Annotated in this window: 21 protein-coding genes; 7 read left to right on the top strand and 14 right to left on the bottom strand. The window is 40.3% G+C overall.

The features are described from left to right. The first annotated feature begins 169 nt into the window (after window positions 1-169). A complete protein-coding gene (locus AACX38_RS18665) occupies window positions 170-1,045 on the top strand; it encodes a GNAT family N-acetyltransferase (protein WP_228865142.1) in 876 nt (291 codons plus the stop codon). Here the strand turns inward: AACX38_RS18665 and rfaC are convergent. From rfaC to rfaD, 3 genes are read right to left on the bottom strand one after another with little or no spacing between them, the layout of a single operon-like run. Beyond that, on the bottom strand, window positions 1,025-2,002 hold the full coding sequence (rfaC, locus tag AACX38_RS18670; RefSeq protein ID WP_228865143.1) for a lipopolysaccharide heptosyltransferase RfaC: 978 nt from the start codon (window positions 2,000-2,002) through the stop codon (window positions 1,025-1,027). The genes AACX38_RS18665 and rfaC overlap by 21 nt on opposite strands. After that, the gene (gene rfaF, locus AACX38_RS18675) at window positions 2,002-3,054 is read right to left on the bottom strand and encodes an ADP-heptose--LPS heptosyltransferase RfaF (protein ID WP_228865144.1); all 1,053 of its coding nucleotides are present in this window, start codon (window positions 3,052-3,054) and stop codon (window positions 2,002-2,004) included. Before rfaF ends, rfaC begins: the two co-directional genes overlap by 1 nt. A gap of 9 nt (window positions 3,055-3,063) precedes the next feature. Further along, entirely contained in the window at window positions 3,064-4,002 is a 939-nt protein-coding gene (rfaD, locus tag AACX38_RS18680; RefSeq protein ID WP_228865145.1) for an ADP-glyceromanno-heptose 6-epimerase, read from the bottom strand. 243 nt (window positions 4,003-4,245) lie between these two features. Here rfaD and kbl point away from each other — a divergent pair, with 243 nt between their 5' ends. Both kbl and tdh read left to right on the top strand, forming a co-directional pair. Beyond that, complete coding sequence (gene kbl / locus AACX38_RS18685) at window positions 4,246-5,439, top strand: glycine C-acetyltransferase (protein WP_228865146.1); 1,194 nt, start codon at window positions 4,246-4,248, stop codon at window positions 5,437-5,439. Window positions 5,440-5,448: 9 nt separating this feature from the next. Beyond that, window positions 5,449-6,474, top strand: a complete 1,026-nt coding sequence (gene tdh, locus AACX38_RS18690) for an L-threonine 3-dehydrogenase (RefSeq protein ID WP_228865147.1) — start codon at window positions 5,449-5,451, stop codon at window positions 6,472-6,474. A gap of 36 nt (window positions 6,475-6,510) precedes the next feature. Here the strand turns inward: tdh and AACX38_RS18695 are convergent, their stop codons facing one another. Continuing rightward, the gene (locus AACX38_RS18695; RefSeq protein ID WP_370630641.1) at window positions 6,511-7,545 is read right to left on the bottom strand and encodes a divergent polysaccharide deacetylase family protein; all 1,035 of its coding nucleotides are present in this window, start codon (window positions 7,543-7,545) and stop codon (window positions 6,511-6,513) included. A 66-nt stretch (window positions 7,546-7,611) separates the two neighbouring features. Next, complete coding sequence (gene envC, locus AACX38_RS18700; protein WP_228865148.1) at window positions 7,612-8,919, bottom strand: murein hydrolase activator EnvC; 1,308 nt, start codon at window positions 8,917-8,919, stop codon at window positions 7,612-7,614. A 378-nt stretch (window positions 8,920-9,297) separates the two neighbouring features. On the opposite strand from envC, the gene AACX38_RS18705 reads away from it, so the two are divergent. The 4 genes from AACX38_RS18705 to cysE all read left to right on the top strand — a co-directional run bounded on the left by AACX38_RS18705 (window position 9,298) and on the right by cysE (window position 12,258). Then, window positions 9,298-9,735: a rhodanese-like domain-containing protein gene (locus tag AACX38_RS18705; RefSeq protein WP_099110004.1), complete on the top strand. Its 438-nt coding sequence runs from the start codon at window positions 9,298-9,300 to the stop codon at window positions 9,733-9,735. A gap of 71 nt (window positions 9,736-9,806) precedes the next feature. After that, the gene (secB, locus tag AACX38_RS18710) at window positions 9,807-10,277 is read left to right on the top strand and encodes a protein-export chaperone SecB (protein ID WP_099120919.1); all 471 of its coding nucleotides are present in this window, start codon (window positions 9,807-9,809) and stop codon (window positions 10,275-10,277) included. Continuing rightward, on the top strand, window positions 10,277-11,296 hold the full coding sequence (gene gpsA / locus AACX38_RS18715; RefSeq protein ID WP_228865149.1) for an NAD(P)H-dependent glycerol-3-phosphate dehydrogenase: 1,020 nt from the start codon (window positions 10,277-10,279) through the stop codon (window positions 11,294-11,296). The genes secB and gpsA overlap by 1 nt, the downstream gene beginning before the upstream one ends. Before the next feature lie 140 nt (window positions 11,297-11,436). Beyond that, window positions 11,437-12,258, top strand: coding sequence for a serine O-acetyltransferase (cysE, locus tag AACX38_RS18720; protein ID WP_099110001.1), 822 nt, complete (start codon window positions 11,437-11,439; stop codon window positions 12,256-12,258). A gap of 194 nt (window positions 12,259-12,452) precedes the next feature. Here cysE and trmL read toward each other — a convergent pair whose 3' ends face one another. Genes trmL through AACX38_RS18765 form a run of 9 tightly spaced genes read right to left on the bottom strand, consistent with a single transcriptional unit; the run spans window position 12,453 to window position 20,553 of the window. Next, on the bottom strand, window positions 12,453-12,956 hold the full coding sequence (gene trmL / locus AACX38_RS18725) for a tRNA (uridine(34)/cytosine(34)/5-carboxymethylaminomethyluridine(34)-2'-O)-methyltransferase TrmL (protein WP_228865150.1): 504 nt from the start codon (window positions 12,954-12,956) through the stop codon (window positions 12,453-12,455). Between the two features lie 38 nt (window positions 12,957-12,994). Next, window positions 12,995-13,501 (bottom strand): WbuC family cupin fold metalloprotein, encoded by a 507-nt coding sequence (locus tag AACX38_RS18730; protein WP_228865151.1) that lies wholly within the window; start codon window positions 13,499-13,501, stop codon window positions 12,995-12,997. Between the two features lie 10 nt (window positions 13,502-13,511). Continuing rightward, window positions 13,512-14,714 carry a glycosyltransferase family 4 protein gene (locus tag AACX38_RS18735; RefSeq protein WP_228865152.1) on the bottom strand — a complete coding sequence of 401 codons (1,203 nt, stop codon included), beginning with the start codon at window positions 14,712-14,714 and terminating at the stop codon, window positions 13,512-13,514. Continuing rightward, window positions 14,714-15,844 (bottom strand): non-hydrolyzing UDP-N-acetylglucosamine 2-epimerase, encoded by a 1,131-nt coding sequence (wecB, locus tag AACX38_RS18740; RefSeq protein ID WP_228865153.1) that lies wholly within the window; start codon window positions 15,842-15,844, stop codon window positions 14,714-14,716. The genes AACX38_RS18735 and wecB overlap by 1 nt, the downstream gene beginning before the upstream one ends. Before the next feature lie 4 nt (window positions 15,845-15,848). Further along, window positions 15,849-16,955, bottom strand: a complete 1,107-nt coding sequence (wbjC, locus tag AACX38_RS18745) for a UDP-2-acetamido-2,6-beta-L-arabino-hexul-4-ose reductase (RefSeq protein ID WP_228865154.1) — start codon at window positions 16,953-16,955, stop codon at window positions 15,849-15,851. Window positions 16,956-16,959: 4 nt separating this feature from the next. Continuing rightward, entirely contained in the window at window positions 16,960-17,994 is a 1,035-nt protein-coding gene (locus AACX38_RS18750; RefSeq protein WP_228865155.1) for a nucleoside-diphosphate sugar epimerase/dehydratase, read from the bottom strand. A 24-nt stretch (window positions 17,995-18,018) separates the two neighbouring features. Next, on the bottom strand, window positions 18,019-18,804 hold the full coding sequence (locus AACX38_RS18755) for an AglZ/HisF2 family acetamidino modification protein (RefSeq protein WP_228865156.1): 786 nt from the start codon (window positions 18,802-18,804) through the stop codon (window positions 18,019-18,021). Between the two features lie 4 nt (window positions 18,805-18,808). Beyond that, entirely contained in the window at window positions 18,809-19,423 is a 615-nt protein-coding gene (gene hisH, locus AACX38_RS18760; RefSeq protein ID WP_228865157.1) for an imidazole glycerol phosphate synthase subunit HisH, read from the bottom strand. Then, window positions 19,420-20,553 (bottom strand): N-acetyl sugar amidotransferase, encoded by a 1,134-nt coding sequence (locus AACX38_RS18765; protein WP_255712201.1) that lies wholly within the window; start codon window positions 20,551-20,553, stop codon window positions 19,420-19,422. The genes hisH and AACX38_RS18765 overlap by 4 nt, the downstream gene beginning before the upstream one ends. Window positions 20,554-20,694 lie beyond the last annotated feature (141 nt).

Genomic DNA, 20,694 nt, shown 5'->3' on the forward strand with positions numbered 1-20,694 from the left:
CTTTACTATTAATTGGTTTGTAATTATGCGTTTTAACTTCTTTCTAAAGTAATACATGAATTTTTATGCAGGTTAATGTATATGAAAATGTTTTTTCTTATGTAGAATGGAACAGAAATATTATGTTATTTTTAACTCTGATGATAGGACTTGTATGAGGAATTTTAATGTGTTTCTTCTAGGATGGAAAAAATGCAATTTTGAGCAATACAAAGAAGCTCATTCCCTTTTCGGTGGTTGTGTATTAACACATCCCAATATTGTTTCTTTTTTGAATAGACATATCTCAGATAGCCACCTCTCTTTCTATATTAAAGAAAAACAAAATTCCATTCATGGAGTCTGTTTTTCTGCTAAAAAAACAAAATTAGTAGAAAAAATACACGGTGAGTATCCACTACCGATAGATGAAGTTATATTCCCTATCGAAGCAGATAAAAAATTATTCTTACCCATAAAATCAAAGAGGCTTTCTCCTCTACATAAGGGTAATACCCGTAACGCCAGCTATAAAGCTCCTTTTAGCAAGCGTCAAATTTGCTTGATTAAGGATAATTTTTCTTACAAAACCCGCCGCAATCGTAAAAATGAGATAAACAGATTTACCCGTGCAGGTGGAGAAATTTGTTCTTCAACTGAATTCAGTGCGGAAAAATTGGTTGATATTTACATCGATCTGTATCAAAAACGCTGGAATTATCATCATTCGTCAGAAGAGCGTCAGCGTTTGCTTGAAATATACACGGAACTCAGGGAGCATATTTTTGGGTATGTATTACTCATTAATGGAATTCCATGTGCGTACGATTTTGTATTACGTGCGGATAGCCCGAAATGGATCTCCTTTGATGCCATTAATGGAGGATACGATCCTGAATATGCACATCTCAGCGTTGGCAGCATTTTGATGTGGGTTAATATCCAGGAAGCAAAAGCATTATGTCAGGCAGTAGATAAAAAGATGCGTTACTCACTGGGTAACCCTACTCTTGAGTATAAAAACCGTTGGTGTGAGACATTCCCGTTAGGAAAGATCCTTTTTTAGCACATCCTGCAAGAACAGCATGACCTCTGATGGTTTAATACTCTTCATCGTATTATCTTTTGACTTCAGAGAATGCTGTTCTTTCCCATAACCACCTATCAAACCCGGGTCTGTTGGCCCGAATAGTGTAATATTCGGACGATCAAGTGCAGCTGTCAGGTGACTCAATCCGGTATCAACAGAAACAACAGCTTTCGCGCCGGCAATAATTCGTGCGACTTCTGCTAATGTCAGTTTTGGTAATACTTCAACATGGGAAAAACCCTCTGCCAGCCGTAATGCTCGCTGGTGTTCATGCTCTGCTCCCCAAGGAAGTTTGATTTTCATACCAGTAGGCTGAATTTCTGCAATAAGCTGCCGCCAGTGCTCTTCCGGCCAGTGTTTTTCATCACGAGTGGTCGCGTGCAGGAATACAAGATAATTGCTTTTATTTTCCGTTTGCTGATTCAGAAAGTGGCGGGCAATAGCATAATTACCAGAATTTATTGGTTTTTGATAACCCAGACTGTCTGCAAACAATTCACGGATGCGCTCTACGGCATGTTGCTGCTTGCTCACAGAGTGACGCTGATCGTAGAAAAAACAGGCGAGTGGTTCACGAACGCTTTTTCTATCATAGCCATGCTTTTTGCCATGCGCCAATCGTGTCACGAAAAAAGCACTTTTTAACAGACCCTGAGCATCAATAACTGCATCATATTGTTGTTGCTGTAACTGCTCCCTGAAACGAGCCCGCTCTTCACGGATATCTTTCCTGAACCAGTTTTTTCTCCAACGACGAATCGCAACCGGAATAACGGTTTCAACTGCACTGTGCCATGTGGGAATTTGGGCAAAGCCCTCTTCAACGACCCAGTCAAATTTAATATTCGGTATGTGTTTTTTGGCATCTGTTAATGCGGGCAAGGTATGTAACACATCACCCATTGAAGAGGTTTTTACCAGTAAAACACGCATTAACGCTGGTTCTCCGCCTGTAAGAGTTTTTCCAGTGAGGTCAAAACCAGCGCTGGCTGAATATCAATAAGGCTCTGATGGTAGCCACCATCACTGTCACCTTTTCTGATCTTGTGATAGCCGGTAATCAGGCGGATCACTTCAGCTTTATCTGACAGAGGGGGAGTGAAATCAGGGCTGCTTGGACCATATAGTGCCACCAGCGGACGGTTCAGGGCTGCCGCGACATGCATTAAACCTGAATCATTGGTAACAATAGCATCACAGGCTGCGATAATGTTCACCGCTTGCTCAAGGGAAGTCTTGCCTGCAAGGTTCAGGCACTGTTTGCGGGCGTCTTCACTCAAAAGTGAGCGAATATCTTCACCGGCTTCATTGTCTTTAGCCGAGCCAAACAGCAGTATCTGATAGCCCTTTTGGGTGATCAGCTGTTCGGCAAGTGCGGCGTAATGATAATGGGGCCAGCGTTTCGCCGGGCCAAATTCTGCACCGGGACAAAAACCGATAACTGGGCGATGATCGTCGATATTAAATGCGGCGGTTGATTCCGCAATATCTTGCTCACTGACTGCCAATTGAGGCCATAACAGAGGGTGAGAAAGATCTTCCGCACTGTGTACAGTTTTCCCGTCATATGCAAGAGCGACATAGCGCTGAACCATAAGCGGAAAAGCACTTTTATTCAGAGTGCGGATATCATTCAGCAAACCGTAGCGCATTTCACCACGCCAGCCTGTACGAAGAGGGATATTGGCGAAGAAAGGCACCAAAGCAGATTTAAACGAATTAGGGAGGATGTAAGCACGATCATATTTACGTTCACGCAGTGCTACCCCAAGACGGCGGCGTTCACCAAGGGCAAGTGCCCCATGCCCCAGAGGCATTGCCAGAGCCTGATTAACCTCCGGCATTTTTGCCAGTAATGGACGACACCATTCCGGCGCCATCACATCAATTTCTGCATTTGGGTACAAAGCCTTCAAGGTACGGTAGAGGCTTTGTGACATCATCATATCACCCACCCATGATGGGCCGATCACCAATATCTTCATAAAGGTCGATTAATTATCCTGATTAAGCCATTGCATATATTCGGTAACACCTTCAGCAACGGTTTTGAATGACTTGTCATAACCCGCAGCACGAAGTTTTGTCAGATCAGCCTGAGTGAAGCTTTGATAACGACCCTTTAATTTTTCCGGAAATTCAACGTATTCCACGGCTGGAGACTTTTCTTTATGGAAATCGGTAACAGCGTCAGCAACAGCCTGGAAAGATTCGGCACGTCCAGTTCCGCAGTTAAAAATGCCAGAAACGCTGTTCTTCCAGAACCACAGGTTCACCGTCGCAACATCACCAACATAAATAAAATCCCGGCGGAAATGCTCGCTGCCTGCAAATAATTTTGGATTCTGGCCTTGATTAATCTGGGTATTTAAATGGAAGGCGACACTGGCCATGCTGCCTTTATGCCCTTCGCGCGGCCCGTAAACATTGAAATAACGGAAACCACAAATTTGAGAATCTGCATGTGGCAGAATATCACGGACATACTGATCAAACAGGAATTTTGAGTAGCCATACACATTAAGAGGTTTTTCGTACTGGCGCTCTTCAATAAAATTGTCACTGCGACCACCATAAGTGGCGGCAGAAGAGGCATACAGGAATGGGATCTGTCGCTCAAGGCAGTAATGCAGCACATCTTTAGAGTACTGATAATTATTGTCCATCATATATTTGCCATCCCACTCTGTTGTGGAAGAGCAGGCACCTTCATGGAAAATAGCATCAATATCGCCTAGATCATCACCTGCAACGATGCTGGCAATGAAATCTTCTTTATCCATATAATCTGCGATATCCAGATCAACCAGATTGGCGAATTTTGTGCCATCTTTCAGATTATCAACAACCAGAATATCTCTGTAGCCTTCGTCATTCAGTGCTTTGACAATATTGCTGCCAATAAATCCTGCGCCGCCAGTGACAATAATCATTTGGCCCACCTCTAAATAGTCAGTTCGCTTTACTTTGGTGCGTATCATATCACTTAACCCTACTGACGACAGCTGCTGATATAGGGGAATATCCTGAAATTCTGTAACATCTCAGGTTTCAGGCCGTGATCCGCTTTACAAACTTGATATTATCTCTTTCCTCTCTGTCGTCACTGGCGATATCTATAAGTAGAATACATTGTGCATTATTACTTCATTTATTCAGGTAAGCAGGAGAGAAAGATGTCAGCTTCGTTTTATCAGAAAATTAATGAGCAGTTGGAACAAACCCGCGCGGAAGGGTTGTTCAAAAGTGAACGTATTATTACCTCTGCACAAGATGCAGATATTGCCGTTGCCGATGGTAATGTCATTAATTTCTGTGCCAATAACTACTTAGGGTTGGCGAATCACCCTGACCTGATCGCGGCTGCAAAAGCAGGAATGGACAGCCATGGTTTTGGCATGGCATCCGTCCGTTTCATTTGTGGTACGCAGGATTCTCACAAAGAATTAGAAAATAAAATCGCTGAATTTTTAGGCTTTGAAGATGCCATTCTGTACTCTTCATGTTTTGATGCAAACGGTGGTTTGTTCGAAACGTTATTCGGGCCAGAAGACGCGATTATCTCAGATGCACTGAACCATGCTTCCATCATTGATGGCATCCGTTTGTGCAAAGCAAAACGTTATCGTTATGCCAATAATAATATGCAGGAACTCAGGGTACAGCTGGAGAAAGCAAAAGCAGAAGATGCACAGAATATCCTGATTGCAACTGACGGTGTGTTCTCAATGGATGGCGTGATTGCTGATCTGAAATCTATCTGTGATTTGGCGGATGAATTCGGTGCACTGGTCATGGTTGATGATTCTCACGCAGTAGGGTTCGTTGGTAAGCATGGCCGTGGTACTCATGAATACTGTGATGTCATGGGACGTGTTGACATCATCACAGGTACACTCGGTAAAGCCTTGGGTGGCGCATCTGGTGGTTATACCGCCGCCCGGAAAGAGGTTGTGGAGTGGTTGCGTCAGCGTTCACGCCCTTACTTGTTCTCCAATTCCCTTGCTCCTTCCATTGTTGCCGCATCTATCAAAGTTCTGGATATGCTGAAAGACGGAGACGAACTACGCGAGTGCCTTTGGAGAAACGCCAACTTATTCCGTGAAAAAATGACAGCGGCTGGTTTTACTCTGGCTGGAGCTGATCATGCCATCATTCCTGTCATGTTAGGGGATGCAAAACTAGCGCAGGAATTTGCCGCCGAGCTGTTGAAAGAAGGGATCTATGTGATTGGCTTCTTCTACCCGGTCGTGCCGAAAGGCCAGGCGCGCATCCGTACTCAGATCTCAGCCGCCCATACCAAAGAACAAATTGAACATGTAGTGGATGCATTTACACGTATCGGTAAGCAATTGAATATTATTGCATAAGGTATCACTATGAAAGCGTTGTCAAAATTAAGGCCAGAAGAAGGGATTTGGATGACGGAAGTGCCCACACCGGAATTGGGCCACAATGATGTGATGGTTAAAATCCGTAAGACCGCGATCTGTGGGACGGATGTGCATATCTATAATTGGGATGAGTGGTCCCAGAAAACTATTCCGGTGCCAATGGTCGTCGGGCACGAATATGTGGGGAAAGTGGTCGCAATTGGTCAGGAAGTCAAAGGCTTCAAGATTGGTGACCGGGTATCCGGAGAAGGCCATATTACCTGTGGTTATTGCCGTAATTGCCGCGGCGGGCGTACTCACTTGTGCCGCAATACAACGGGAGTCGGGGTAAACCGTCCCGGTTCATTTGCGGAATATCTGGTTATTCCGGCATTCAATGCTTTCAAAATTCCCGACAATATCTCTGACGAACTGGCTGCAGTTTTTGATCCCTTTGGCAACGCTGTTCATACTGCTCTTTCCTTTGATCTGGTAGGAGAAGATGTATTGGTATCAGGCGCTGGGCCTATTGGCATCATGGCAGCGGCTGTGTGCAAACATGTTGGCGCACGTCATGTTGTTATCACGGATGTGAATGAGTATCGCCTTGAACTAGCAAGAAAAATGGGTGTCACTCGCGCCGTGAATGTCAGTAAGGAAAATCTGACGGATGTTATGTCAGAACTGGGTATGACAGAAGGATTTGATATCGGCTTGGAAATGTCAGGAGCACCACCGGCTTTCCGTACCTTGCTAAATGCTATGAATCATGGTGGACGTATCGCTTTATTGGGGATCCCACCTTCTGACATGGCAATTGACTGGAATCAGGTTATTTTCAAAGGGCTGTTTATTAAAGGTATCTACGGACGGGAAATGTTCGAAACATGGTACAAAATGGCGGCATTGATTCAGTCTGGTCTGGATCTGACTCCAATTATCACTCACCAGTTCTCAATAGATGATTACCAGAAAGGCTTTGATATCATGCGTTCAGGGCAATCTGGCAAAGTTATTCTGAATTGGGATTAGCTGATAACATCATATACAGTTTAGTAAAATAAGTTGTTAAGAACCAGAACAGGTGCTGACGGTTTTATGAGCACCTGTTTTATTCTGTGTGGTTTTCTCTTTTATCCTTGCTTTATCTTGCATAGGCTTATCCTTCATAGTCTCTTCCTGTTGTGACTTTATTTGATCAGTACTATGTAACTTTTCAAAGTGCTGTTGCAGGATATGAATGATTGCACTGGGAACTAATGTTTCTCCAACCATTTTGAGATATTGTACTCTGGACTCTGATGTTATTCCGGATTTTGTTTTGAATCTCTGAGAATTAATACATTCTTGTTCAGTCTGTTTATCTGGCCTAGCGTGGTTGAGCAATTTGCTGGGAGCTACCAGCTCAATATCATCTGGTAATGTTGCTAACCCTTGCCGTAATGCACGAATAGTTGTTGGGTACGGGTGACCAATTGCGATAGCGGATCCTTGTTTACGAGCCAGAGCAATAGCGCGATTGAGTTGATGCAGAGTTTCTGCTTCTGTCTGAACATTATCCAGAAAGACATTCCGGCGGAGTATCTGTACAGGTGTTCCTATCGATGCTTTAGAAACCTGAGTGCTGCCAATGGTCACACTATCCAGAAAATAGAGATGATATTGAGATAGGGCGCCCATGACTTTTTTCATACCGCTAAGATTAGAAGTCATTGCGCTGCCCATATGGTTATTCATACCAGTCGCATAGGGCACTTTCTGTATGGCATCGTAAATAATGGCTTCAATTTCCTCTTTATTCATCGAAGGGTGCAGGGTATTTTTTTCCAACGGTTGTTTGCTAAGAGGTGACATTGGCAGGTGAATTAAAATTTCCCGCCCTTGTTTGTGGGCTTTTTGTGCCATTTCCCTGCCATGTGGTGAGTCAGGCAATACTGCGATTGAGATTGCAGATGGCATTTGTAATATTTTGTTTTCATTGTGAAGACGGTAGCCAAAATCATCAATGACAATAGCCAAACGTGCAGCATGAGCATTCAGAGTAAATGAAAGCACAAAAAGCGGTAATACTTTCCAGAACTGAATATGCCGAAAGCGCAGTATCCCAAATAATAGAGTGAATGAATGGAGGCACTGTATTAATAGATGCTGCACGATGGTTTCCCTCTGTTATTTTCCTAACCACGGTAACGGATTAACAGCACGTCCCTGACGGCGAATTTCAAAGTACAATGAAGGCTGCTGCTGCCCACCACTACTTCCCACCAGAGCAATCGGCTGACCAGCACGGACTTGTTGACCAACGCTGACCAGAGCACTTTGGTTGTACCCGTAAATACTCATATCTCCCTTGCCGTGTTCCACCACGACAACCAGACCATAGCCCTGTAACCAGTCGGCCAGTAGCACTCGTCCGTCTGAAATTGCTTTGACTTCCGTTCCTTCCGCTGCGGAGATAACAATGCCTTTCCAGCGTAATTCACCCTGTATTGTTTCCCCGAAACTGTGAATAACCCGGCCACGAACAGGCCAGATCGCCTGCCCGGCAGGACGACCAAGTCCACCCGTTCGAGCCATCAATGCACGTTCATCTTCCGTTGGTTTATAGCTGGAGCCTTTTTGTTGGGCTTGTTTTTGCTTAGCCGCAACTTGTGCACGAACACGTGCAGCTTCACGCGCTTCACGTTCCGCGCGAGCCTTCGCTTCCCGTTCTGCTTTTGCAATTTTATTGCGTAGGCGAGTTTCGTTTTGCCGAAGTTCAGCCAGACTCTGTTGATCTTTCTTCAATGCGGATTCGAGAGTTGTCAGCGTATTTTGCCGAGCTGTGCGGGCAACTTCCATTTTTTGTTTTTGTTGTTTTTGGCTGCTTAGTAGCGTTTGTTGCTCGTTTTGTTTGCCCTGTTGCAGTTTTTTTTGCTGATTCAGTTTATCTGTTGTTTCTTGTAGCTTAGTGATAGTCTCTTGGCGCGCCTGATTCAGGTAACTGTAATAAGCCAGTATACGTTCTTTGCGCTGAGTTTCTGGGCCATTGAGCAGCAATTCTAACCCTTGATGATTTCCTTGCCGGAATGCTGCATCCAACTGGCTGGCAAGCCGTTTACGCTGTTCTTTTTGTTGCATTAGCAGGCGCTGAATATTTTTCGTCAGGGAGGTGATTTCACTCCCTAGTTTGTTCAGGTGAAGCTGAGTACTATGCAGTGAACGACCCACTTCTGAAATGGTACTCTCTTGCTCCTTGAGCTGGCTGAGGAGTTCTGTGCGTTGTTTTTGCTGTTGTTTGACACTTTTCTCTTTTTCAGCAATATCCTGCTGAATATCTTTGAGCTGGTTTTTATTTTCTGAAATTTGATTGGCAAAGGTTCCTGAACAGAAAAAAGCAAACAGTAGGGCACAGAACAGTAAAGCTCTGCTACTAAATTGCCACTGTTTTTGCTTCTTCCGAAAGTTAAAACTTTTGAAACCCTTATGATCAGCCATTTGATTCAGTACCTTTCCCCGCTCTACACTAACTATTTATAGTACTTGTCTATTATATGTCTGTTGTGCTCGATTATTTCATGTGAAATTGCCTCTGACCAGAGAATGGACAGTTTTTTTGTCTTCCCGAATCATAATCTAAATTTTAGTGAATTTAGCTCATTTATTATCGAAAATCCTGTATCTGACCAGTTTGGCATGAAATATTTTAGCGGAATATGGCAATCAAGTATTTCATGAGGATTTTTTATTTTTTCTCGAAACTCTCCGCAAAAACTGCATTAGGTTGATGCTAACTGGCTGTAATTGACACAACACACAGGTATACTCTGTTACCTTAAGATTTTTGTTATTAACTAATGGGAGTTGTTGCCCTCCATGCTGCAAGAAATCATGCAATTTATTAGCCGGAACACGATCCTGAGCCTCGTCTGGATTGCCCTGTTAGTGGCTGTTATCGTCCTGACACTAAAAAGTGTGTTCTCCAAGAGTAAAGATATTACTCGCGCACAGGTCATCCATTTCATCAATAAAGAAGATGGTATCGTCGTGGATTTACGCTCCCGTGACGATTTCCGCAGAGGGCATATCATTGGTTCTGTTAACCTGACTCCATCCGAGATTAAAGATAACAATCTGGGTGAGTTGGAAAAACACAAAAAGCAGCCTGTTATCGTTGTTTCTGCGAATGGTCTGGAATCGAAAACACCGGCAGAGAATCTGGTGAAAGCAGGCTTTGAACAAGTTTATACCCTGAAAGAGGGAATTGCCGGGTGGACAGGTGAAAACTTACCATTAGCCCGTGGCAAAAAGTAACGAATGTTAATGTAGGCAGTATACTTACATAGTCAATATTTAATAAGGACATACAAAAGGTAAAAATTATTATGTCAGAACAAAACAACACAGAAATGGCTTTCCAGATCCAACGCGTATACACGAAAGACATTTCTTTCGAAGCCCCTAAAGCACCTCAGATCTTCCAAGAAGAATGGCAGCCAGAAGTTAAGCTGGATCTGGATACTGCTTCTAGTGAATTGGTTCAGGGAGTTTATGAAGTTGTTCTGCGTGTCACTGTTACGGCGACATTGGGTGAAGAAACTGCGTTCTTGTGTGAAGTTCAACAGGCTGGTATTTTCTCTGTTGATGGCATCGAAGGAACTCAACTGGCGCACTGCTTGGGTGCATATTGCCCGAACATTCTGTTCCCGTATGCCCGTGAATGCATCACCAGCCTGGTAGGCCGTGGTACTTTCCCACAATTGAACCTGGCGCCAGTTAACTTTGATGCTCTGTTCATGAATTACTTGCAGCAACAGTCTGATTCCCAGTCTGATGAGGCAACACAGGAAGCCTAATGAATACTGCTTCTATGACAGTTATCGGTGCCGGCTCATACGGCACCGCTTTAGCCATTACACTGGCCCGTAACGGGCATGATGTTGTGCTTTGGGGACATAACCCTGAGCATGTCCGAGCTTTGCAGCAAGCCAGATGTAATCAGGCATTTTTACCGGATGTTTCTTTTCCTGATAGTTTACAGCTTGAAGCTGAGCTGAAGAGTGCTATTTCAGCCAGCCGAAATATCCTGATCGTGGTTCCCAGCCATGTTTTCGGCGATGTTTTACAGCAAATAAAGCCCCACCTACAGCCAGATTCCCGCATTGTTTGGGCCACTAAAGGCCTTGAAGCAGAAACTGGTCGTTTATTACAGGATGTGGCACGTGAGATATTAGGCAATGAAATCCCGTTAGCGGTGGTGTCCGGCCCAACATTTGCGAAAGAACTGGCGGCAGGTTTACCGACAGCAATTGCGGTATCTGCGACAACATCTGAATTTGGTGAAGAACTCCAGCAGCTTTTTCACTGCGGTAAAAGCTTCCGAGTATACAAAAACCCTGATTTTATCGGAGTACAGCTTGGTGGTGCAGTCAAAAACGTGATTGCTATTGGTGCCGGGATCTCTGATGGTATGGGTTTCGGCGCCAATGCCCGTACTGCACTGATAACTCGTGGTCTGGCTGAAATGAGCCGACTTGGTGTTGCTCTGGGAGCGGATCCTTCCACATTTATGGGTATGGCAGGGTTGGGCGACTTAGTACTGACTTGTACGGATAACCAATCCCGTAACCGTCGTTTCGGTATGATGCTGGGGCAGGGGGTTAACGTTGATGCTGCACAGAATGAAATCGGACAGGTTGTTGAAGGTTATCGTAATACAAAAGAAGTTCGGGCACTAGCCAGACGAGTTGGTGTGGAAATGCCGATAACAGAGCAGATCTACCAGATACTATATCGTCACAAAAATGTACTCGAAGCAGCTCAGGCATTATTGGGAAGAGCGACAAGGGATGAAGGAGAAGATTCCCACGGTTAAGTTACCCAAAATATCCATACATAATATACCCTATGGATTTTAAGCTGCATCGCGGCGGCAAGGGAATGAATGAGCGCAGCCAACAAAGAGGCAACTTGAAAGACGACGGGTATAAAAACAATCACATGAGAATGATTGATATGTCTCGAGAAGAACTAAGAGAAGTTTGGGAAAATATAAAACATGAGGCGAGAGAGCTAGCCGATTGTGAGCCTATGTTAGCCAGCTTTTTTCACGCAACATTACTTAAACATGAAAATCTTGGCAGTGCTTTAAGCTACATGCTGGCAAATAAGCTGGCGACACCAATTATGCCCGCAATTGCGGTCAGAGAAGTGGTTGAAGATGCTTATGGCAGTGAGCCAGAGATGATCGAATCGGCAGCTTATGATATCAAAGCTGTCAGGTTGCGTGACCCCGCCGTAGATAAATACTCCACTCCCCTGCTTTACCTGAAAGGTTTTCATGCACTACAGGGATATCGAATTGCACACTGGCTATGGAAGCAAGACCGCAAAGCATTGGCTGTTTACATGCAAAACCAGATATCAGTTTCTTTTGGTGTGGATATTCATCCGGCTGCAAGAATTGGTTGCGGCATCATGCTTGACCACGCAACAGGGATTGTTATCGGTGAAACAGCGATTGTTGAGAATGATGTTTCTATTCTGCAATCTGTGACACTTGGCGGGACTGGGAAGGCATGCGGAGATCGACACCCGAAAGTACGTGAAGGCGTGATGATTGGTGCCGGAGCTAAGATACTCGGCAATATCGAAATTGGTCGTGGTGCGAAAATTGGTGCGGGTTCAGTAGTGTTAAGACCTGTTCCGCCACATACCACAGTGGCAGGTGTTCCCGCGAGGATTGTTGGTAAACCGGAAAGCGAGAAACCATCTCTGGATATGGACCAGCATTTTAATGGAATGAATAATGGTTTTGAGAATGGAGATGGGATTTGAGATTTCTTCTGTTTTGATAGCACAGAATTAATAACACTCAGCGCTGTTAGGCGCTGAGTGCTTATACCCAATGAATTTCGAGTTGCATCGCGGCGGCAAGGGAACTCATCCCCGGGAGCATAGATAACTATGTGACCGGGGGTGAGTGAGTACAACCAACAAAGAGACAGTTTGAAAGACTACGGGTATATGTATTAATCCCTCAATAAAGCACCCTGATAACCAAGTTGCCGCCATGCTTCAAACACCACCACTGCTACGGTATTAGAAAGATTCATACTGCGACTATCCGGTAGCATTGGAATTCTTATCTTCTGTTCGGGCGGCATGTTATCCAGCACATAAGGCGGCAGGCCACGAGTTTCTGGACCAAACATCAAATAATCACCATCACGATAACTCACATTACTGTGTGTCGGAGTGCCTTTTGTAGTTAGGGCAAATAGGCGAGCTCCGGAAGGGGATTGTGAGTTTGCTGAACTTAATCCCTCACTTTCCAGAAATGCTTGGTAATCATGATGTTGCTTGATATTGGCGAACTCGTGATAGTCCAGCCCTGCACGGCGCAGGCGTTTATCATCCCATGTGAAACCTAACGGTTGTATCAGATGGAGTTGACAGCCTGTGTTGGCACACAGACGGATGATGTTGCCCGTATTAGGTGGGATCTCTGGTTCGAATAGGACGATGTTTAGCATGTTAGCATGATGTTTGTATACAATAAAATATTTGATTATTAACTCATAGGAAGATTAATTTGTTCACCTATAGATAATGATAATAAATGTTGAATAATATATTCGCGTGAATAGTTTTTGTAAGATTCGGAAGGAGCCCAATATGGTATGAGTTTAGAATTTTCGCTATCAAATGGCCCTTGCTTCCATTCATATATAATAGCCTCTGGGCTTTTACATACTAATGTATGACAAGTCATTGGAGGAATTTCTACTGCATATATATCACTTCTCTCGCCGATTTCAGTAATATTCTCAACAATTCCTTCATGAGAGAAAGTCATGAATAAAATACAACCTTTGATAATATGGAAAAATTCCCATTGTGAAGGTAATTCATGATAATGGGGAGGGATATAACTACCATATTTAATACCAATGGCTAGCCTTTGTACAGGATCAAAATAGCTATTATGTAGATTATGGTGATGACGAAGTCTTGGTGATAATTCAGCTTTCAAAAGTAATTCATGATTAAATTTGTTGGTGAAGTATTTGACTGTCATAGATAACAACCTAATTATTTATAATAAATTTATCACATATATTTTTAGCTGCTGACTGAACAGAGAACTTTTCTTTTAGTAGATTAAATGCATTCTTACCAATACGTTCACGTAGTTCTTTATTGTTTAATAACTCTACGGCTGAATTAAATAATTTATCATCATCACCATTTATGGACACTAACCCTGATGATGATTCGTTAATCATTGTCATAAGGTCATTATCTTTATTGACGCTGCCTAATATGGGAATGCTATTAACCATATAACCAAGTAGTTTCCCAGGGAAATTATGAATTTTATGATGTTGTGACAAGCTAAATAAACCAATGTCAATAGATAATAAAACTTTTTTAAACTCTTCTTGTGATATCGAAGGTAGATAAGTAATGTTACTTAGATTGAATTTTTCTTTATATTCTTTCAATAAAGAAACCTCATCTCCTTGACCAATGAAAAGAAAATGAGCACTAGGGAATGATTTCATTTTCTTTGCTAATCTTAGAAGGTTGCCCATGTCTTGCGCTTTACCTATATTACCACCATAAAAATAAATAACTTTACCTGATAGATTTAGTTGTTCTCGTATATTACATGAGTCTATTTTCTTAGGTGAAATATCAGCCCAGTTATACAATACTTCACTTTTTTCAAAATTTGGATTGTTTCTTTGAAATACTTCTAAATTTTTTGTAGACATCAATCCAATATAATCTGCAGCTAAATAATTTTTTTTCTCAAAATATCTAAAGTATTTTGCAATAATAGAATTTTCTTTAATTAAACCTTCATCAATAACCCATTGAGGAAAAGAATCCCTTAAAATAAGATATGAACGACAACCCCATATTTCTTTTATTTTATCAACTAGCGATCCAAAAAAAATTGATGGAGAGTAATAAATCACTCCATCTATTTTTTCTGATTTAAGTATAACCTTTAAATAATTCCACGCTCTTATGGATAAAAGAGATTCATTAAATGCTCTAGTAATCATAGGTACATCTTTAATTTTTCCACTTGGAAATTTGATTACCTTAATTCCTTCGATAATGATAGTTGTTAAATTTAAAGATTTATAATTTGTATCAGGTGTTATAACTATGGGGTCATGTCCCTGATTTAATAACTCAAGAGAAAGCTCGTGCATCATTTTTGCTGCAACTCTTGTACTATGTGGTAAGTAATCGTCGACTATGATAGCAAGCCGCATTAATACTCTCTCCAAACAGTTCTTTTCACGTAATCTGTATAGCTATGGATTATCCTGACAACTTTATCTGAAATATTTGGCATACTGTAATCATAAACTTGGCGTAATAATCTTTCTTCTTTTTTAGATTGATCGTCAAGAATAATTAATGCTTGCAAAATTCTTTCGATTTCGAGTCCTACCATCATTACTGCAGCTTCTTCCATTCCCTCAGGACGTTCATGTGCTTCACGAAGGTTTAATGCAGGAAAATTAAGGATAGATGATTCTTCATTGATTGTACCACTATCAGAAAGAACTGCTTTCGCTGATAATTGGAGTTTATTGTAATCTGTAAAACCTAGAGGTTTTAATAAACGTATATGTTTATTAAATGTAACACCTTCAGAATCTATTCTTTTTTGTGTCCTAGGATGAGTAGAAACAATCACAGGGATATTATAATTTTCTGCAATAGAATTTAAGACTATTACTAGCTTTTTGAAGTTTTTATCTGAATTAATATTTTCTTCTCTATGTGCGCTAACAACAAAAAATTGTCCTGGACTCAGTTCTAGGCGTTTTAGTACATCTGATGATTCTATATCGTGGATATGATGCATTAAAACTTCATGCATAGGGCTTCCTGTTTTAATAACCATGTCAGGTGGAAGTCCCTCTCTTAGTAAATACTCTCTAGCTATGGTACTGTATGTTAGATTAATATCTGCAGTGTGATCAACTATTCTCCTATTAATTTCCTCAGGTACTCGCATATCAAAACAACGATTACCTGCCTCCATATGGAATGTTGGAATTTTGCGGCGTTTTGCAGGTAAAACAGACATACAGCTATTAGTATCGCCTAAAACTAACATAGCGTCTGGTTTTTCTTGTTCTAAGATACTATCTATAGCTATGATAACTTTACCAATCGTTTCAGCACCGTTTATACCCGCTGCATTTAGAAAAAAATCAGGTTTACGAATTCCTAAATCATCAAAAAATATTTGATTTAGCTCATAGTCATAGTTTTGTCCTGTATGTACAAAAATGTGCTCACAATATACGTCTAAACGAGAAATTACTCGGGAGAGCCGTATAATCTCGGGTCTAGTACCTACGACTGTCATTATTTTTAATTTTTTCATGTTATTATACCTTATGTGCTATTGTGTCTGGATGATCTTTATCAAAAATTTCATTTGCCCATAACATAACTATAAGTTCATCATCTCCGATATTAGTTATGTCATGAGACCAACCTGGAATTGTTTCAACAACTTTGGGCTGTTTACCAGATGCATAAATTTCAAAAACTTCATCTGTTATGACATGTCGGAAGCCAAATCTTGCTTTACCTTTAATAACTAAAAATTTTTCACTTTTCACATGGTGATAATGACCACCACGAGTAACTCCAGGATGAGCAGTAAGAAAGGAAAACTGTCCTGAATCTTCGGTCTTCAGCATTTCGATAAAACTACCTCTGGAATCCTCATGTTTTATTAAAGGGTAACTGAAGCATGTAGGTGGCATATAGCTGATATAGGTGGCGTAGAGTACTCTTATAAATCCAGTACCAACTTTCTCAGTTAGTAATGTTTTTTGTCCATCCCGAAACTTATATAAATATTCTGAAATTTCACCAAGAGTTACTTTATAGATAGGATCTAATTTAATATAAATTTTGTTACTTGATTTATTAAATAGCAAACTGATGAAAGAGTCTATAATTGTATCTATATGGACTAAATTGAGTTCAGTACTCGGTTCATGTATTTCTATAGGTAAATTATGACATATGTTGTGGCAGAATGTCGCTACAACTGAATTATAATTGGGTTTGCACCACTTACCAAAAACATTAGGTAATCTATATATGTATATAGGATTATTTTTTTCTGTATGGAGATTTAGTAAGTGTGTTTCTGCATGTAGTTTACTCTGACCATAAAGGTTAGATTGCTCTACTTGAATTGAAGATGTGAAAGCAATTGGAGTGTTTTTATTGTTTTCTTTAACTAAATTGCAAATATTTTTTGTTAACCCGGAATTAACATTAATAAAATCATTTTCGTCTTTAGGGCGATTCTCACCTGCTAAATGGAAAATAAAATCCGCTTGACTAATACACTCATTAAGATATTCAAGATCATGATTTCGATTGTATTTCAGGATTTGAATATTTTGGAGTTCTAACAGCTTAATGCAGAGGTTTTTTCCTATAAATCCATCAGAACCAGTAACTAATACTCTCATGAGATTAATCCTCAGCTATTGCATTTTCACCACGAACGATTTTTTTAATGAATTCTAATTTTAGTAATAATGCTTTCATTCCTTCAATATCTAATCTTTGAGTATTATGTGAGTTATAATCTTCTAATTCATTGATAATCTCATTCCCTTGATCAAAATATTTTCCATAGTTTAGATCTCGATTATCTGGAGGGACACAGTAATAGTTGCCCATGTCAATTGCGTTTGCCATTTCTTCTCTACTCAAGAGTACTTCATATAATTTCTCTCCATGACGTGTTCCAATCATGTCAATCGGATAATCTGATAGTTGTAATAGCTCAAGAATGGCTTTCGCTAATACTTCAATAGTTGCAGCAGGTGCTTTTTGAACGAAAATATCTCCATTATCACCATGTTCAAATGCATAGAGTACCAAATCTACGGCATCTTCCAACGTCATCATAAATCGAGTCATATTGGGATCTGTAATTGTGATTGGTTTTTTTGACTGTATTAGGTCTATAAATAGAGGAATAACAGATCCTCGCGAAGCCATAACGTTACCATAGCGAGTCCCACAGATGACTGTTTTATTTGGCTCTAAATTTCTTGACTTCGCTACCATAACTTTTTCCATCATGGCCTTAGAAATACCCATAGCATTAATAGGGTAGACCGCTTTATCAGTACTAAGACAGACTACTTTTGAAACGTTATTAGTTATAGCTGCTTCGAGGACATTTTCTGTACCAAGGATATTAGTTCTAACTGCTTCTAGTGGATAAAATTCGCAAGATGGGACTTGTTTTAATGCGGCTGCGTGATAAATATAATCAACCCCTCTCGTCGCATTCAAAATACTGTTATAATCTCTAACATCTCCTATATAAAATTTTATTTTAGGATTGTTATAAAATTTACGCATATCATCTTGCTTTTTTTCATCTCGACTAAAGATTCTAATTTCACGTAATTCAGAGTCTAAAAACCTCCTTAATACAGCATTACCAAAAGAACCCGTACCACCTGTAATCAATAAAATTTTATCAGTAAACATCATAGAACCCAATTTGTTAGTTAATTAAATAGATAATCCAGAGTGATAAATATCATCTTTTTGTGATGCTGTTGGATAATTTATAAGGACTGCACGATATTTTCCTTTAAATACAAAAAGACTACCTGCTGCAGCACCGACAACACCACATGTATTTATTAATTTTATAATATCTTGATGGGAGCCTGCTCCACCTAGGAATGTAATCGGTATATTAAGCGAAGATCTCATTTGTTTCGCTAACTCTAAATCATACCCTTTCATTTCCCCATCATTTTCAACTGAGTTAATTACAATTTCACCTGCACCTTGTTCTTGTACAGTTTTGGCAAATAACATGGGATCTATTTTATGTATCTTTTTAGCATTATTAGTACAAAGTTCATACCCTTTCTGGAAAAATCCTGATTTCTTTTTGATATCTAAAACTACAACTACACTTTGTCTTCCTATTGCATCTGAAATTTTTTTGATTAAAGTAGGCTCACTAATAGCGGCTGAGCTAATAGATATTTTTTCTACACCGAGATCTATAATCCGAGAGGCTTGCTCTGCAGTTTTTATTCCTCCACCATAGCATAATGGCATACGACATTCTGCAGCTAATTTGGCTATTAATTTATAGTTAGGTTCGACATTATTAACACTTGCGTCAATATCAATAACAATTAATTCATCGGCTTCTTTTTCGTTAAATATTTTAACTGCATTGATTGGATCTCCAATATATTTAGGAGATTTGAACCCTTGGGTTTTGACTAATCCATTTTTATGTATTAATAAACAGGGAATGATTCTAGGTCTTAGCATTTTATTATAATTCCGAAAAATTCTTAAGTAACTTTGCTCCTGAGCTATGGCTTTTCTCAGGATGACATTGTATGCCATAAATATTTTCGGAAGATATTACGCAATCGAAATTAAAGCCATATTCTGCTGTAGCAGCTACATGCTCACGCTCTTGGCATGTAAAATAATAGGAATGGAGAAAGTAGAATCGAGGAAAATTATCAAATCCTTTGAATAAAGGTCCATGTAATTTAATAGATATATCATTCCATCCCATATGGGGAAGTGGTAAGGAGTTTGACTGAGGATTTGAAGAAAAAGAACGAACATGCCCCGGAATCCAATTCAGACCCTGTAATTTTCCTTCATCACTGCTCCCTGCAAGCATCTGCATACCTACACATATGCCGAGAATAGGTATTTTTTTATCGAGAACAAGTTCTTCTAAAGCTGGCCTCATTCCCGATTTGTTAAACATTTCCATTGCATGATCAAAAGCACCAACTCCGGGTAAAATGAGGTGTGTTGCATCTTGTAATTCGGTCGCTGTATGAGCTCGTTTAGCTACTATATCAAGGCGTTTAAACATATTCATAAATGCTTGAATATTACCAACACCATAATCAACAATACGGATCATCTAAAATACCTTTTTTCTAACCCTAAGCGGCGCATTATGTTAGCACCTAAGCCAATCATCCAACGTTTATTGCGGTAATCTCTATAAGTTTTTTTCGGTAATTCAAAAAGATCTTGTAATTCATCCACTGTCAAATCTAGTTTATGTGCGACAAATTCAAATTCTTGCTTTAAAAAATGCTCATCCATCTCCGGGTGGGAAATTCGTTCTAGTGCTTCTTCACGGGTCATCTGCCCGGTTAAAATTAAGCTGGAAAAATGAGCTCGACGCTTATGATAACCAAATCGGCGGGGGAGCCAGTAGTCTTCATAAAATCGGGTAAAACGTGACTCATGATGTTTATGTTTGAATCGTTGCCAACCGAAACGCTGTTCAAGCTCATCTTCGGCTTGTTGCTTGGTAAAGGGAACAAGATTCAGTGGATGATGCACTTTCATCCCTAGCATCTTTTGGTAGAAGACCTTATAAACTAGAATGTCTGTTAAAGGAAAAGACTCTAGTGGTTTCTTACCAAATTTACTATGAATATCTTTAAATAACCTAGTATCAATTCCCAGATACCCACCCCACTCTTCCGGTTCACGACAACATTCAGTGGAAAAATTAGAACCAGTAATAATATGTTTAATGCCATGCTGGCGAGCAAATTTATATAATCCAGAGAAAAAAGCGGCATCTTGAACTAGATCCTGATCAGGAATACCGGAGCGAAGAAATGCAACTTGGAGATCTTTCATTTCTTCCCAGTTAACTACTTCCGTATAGAGTTCTAAGCCGAGTCCTTCAATTAGCTTTTCTATGTTCCCAACAGCTTGGTCGGTGTTCCAACCAGCATCTACATGAAATAATAAAGGGCGTAATCCCATCTTTTCTTTTGCTATATAGGCTGCATAGGAGCTATCTAACCCTCCAGACAGACCAATAATGCAGTCAAAATCTTTTCCTTTACCATCAGTCCTAATTTGATCAGCCATAGTCATAAGCATTTCATAGCCTTTTTCACCAATATGCCAGTTTGGTAGGATTATTGACTCATAATTATTACAATAATCACAATGTCCATCATCATCAAAGATGATATTTGGATCTGAAGTATCCATTATACAATGAGAGCATATTTTATAAGACATTTTATACAGTACCTTATATTTTAATTTTATTTAACATCATAAGAATATTACCGATATAATCGAGCTGCTAGCACACGATAATCCAATAATTTTCTTGCTATTTTGTAAGAGTTAGATTCCATAATTTTTAATATATTGGGG

The organism is Xenorhabdus sp. PB30.3, assembly GCF_963895965.1.
Taxonomy (GTDB): Bacteria; Pseudomonadota; Gammaproteobacteria; order Enterobacterales; family Enterobacteriaceae; genus Xenorhabdus; species Xenorhabdus stockiae.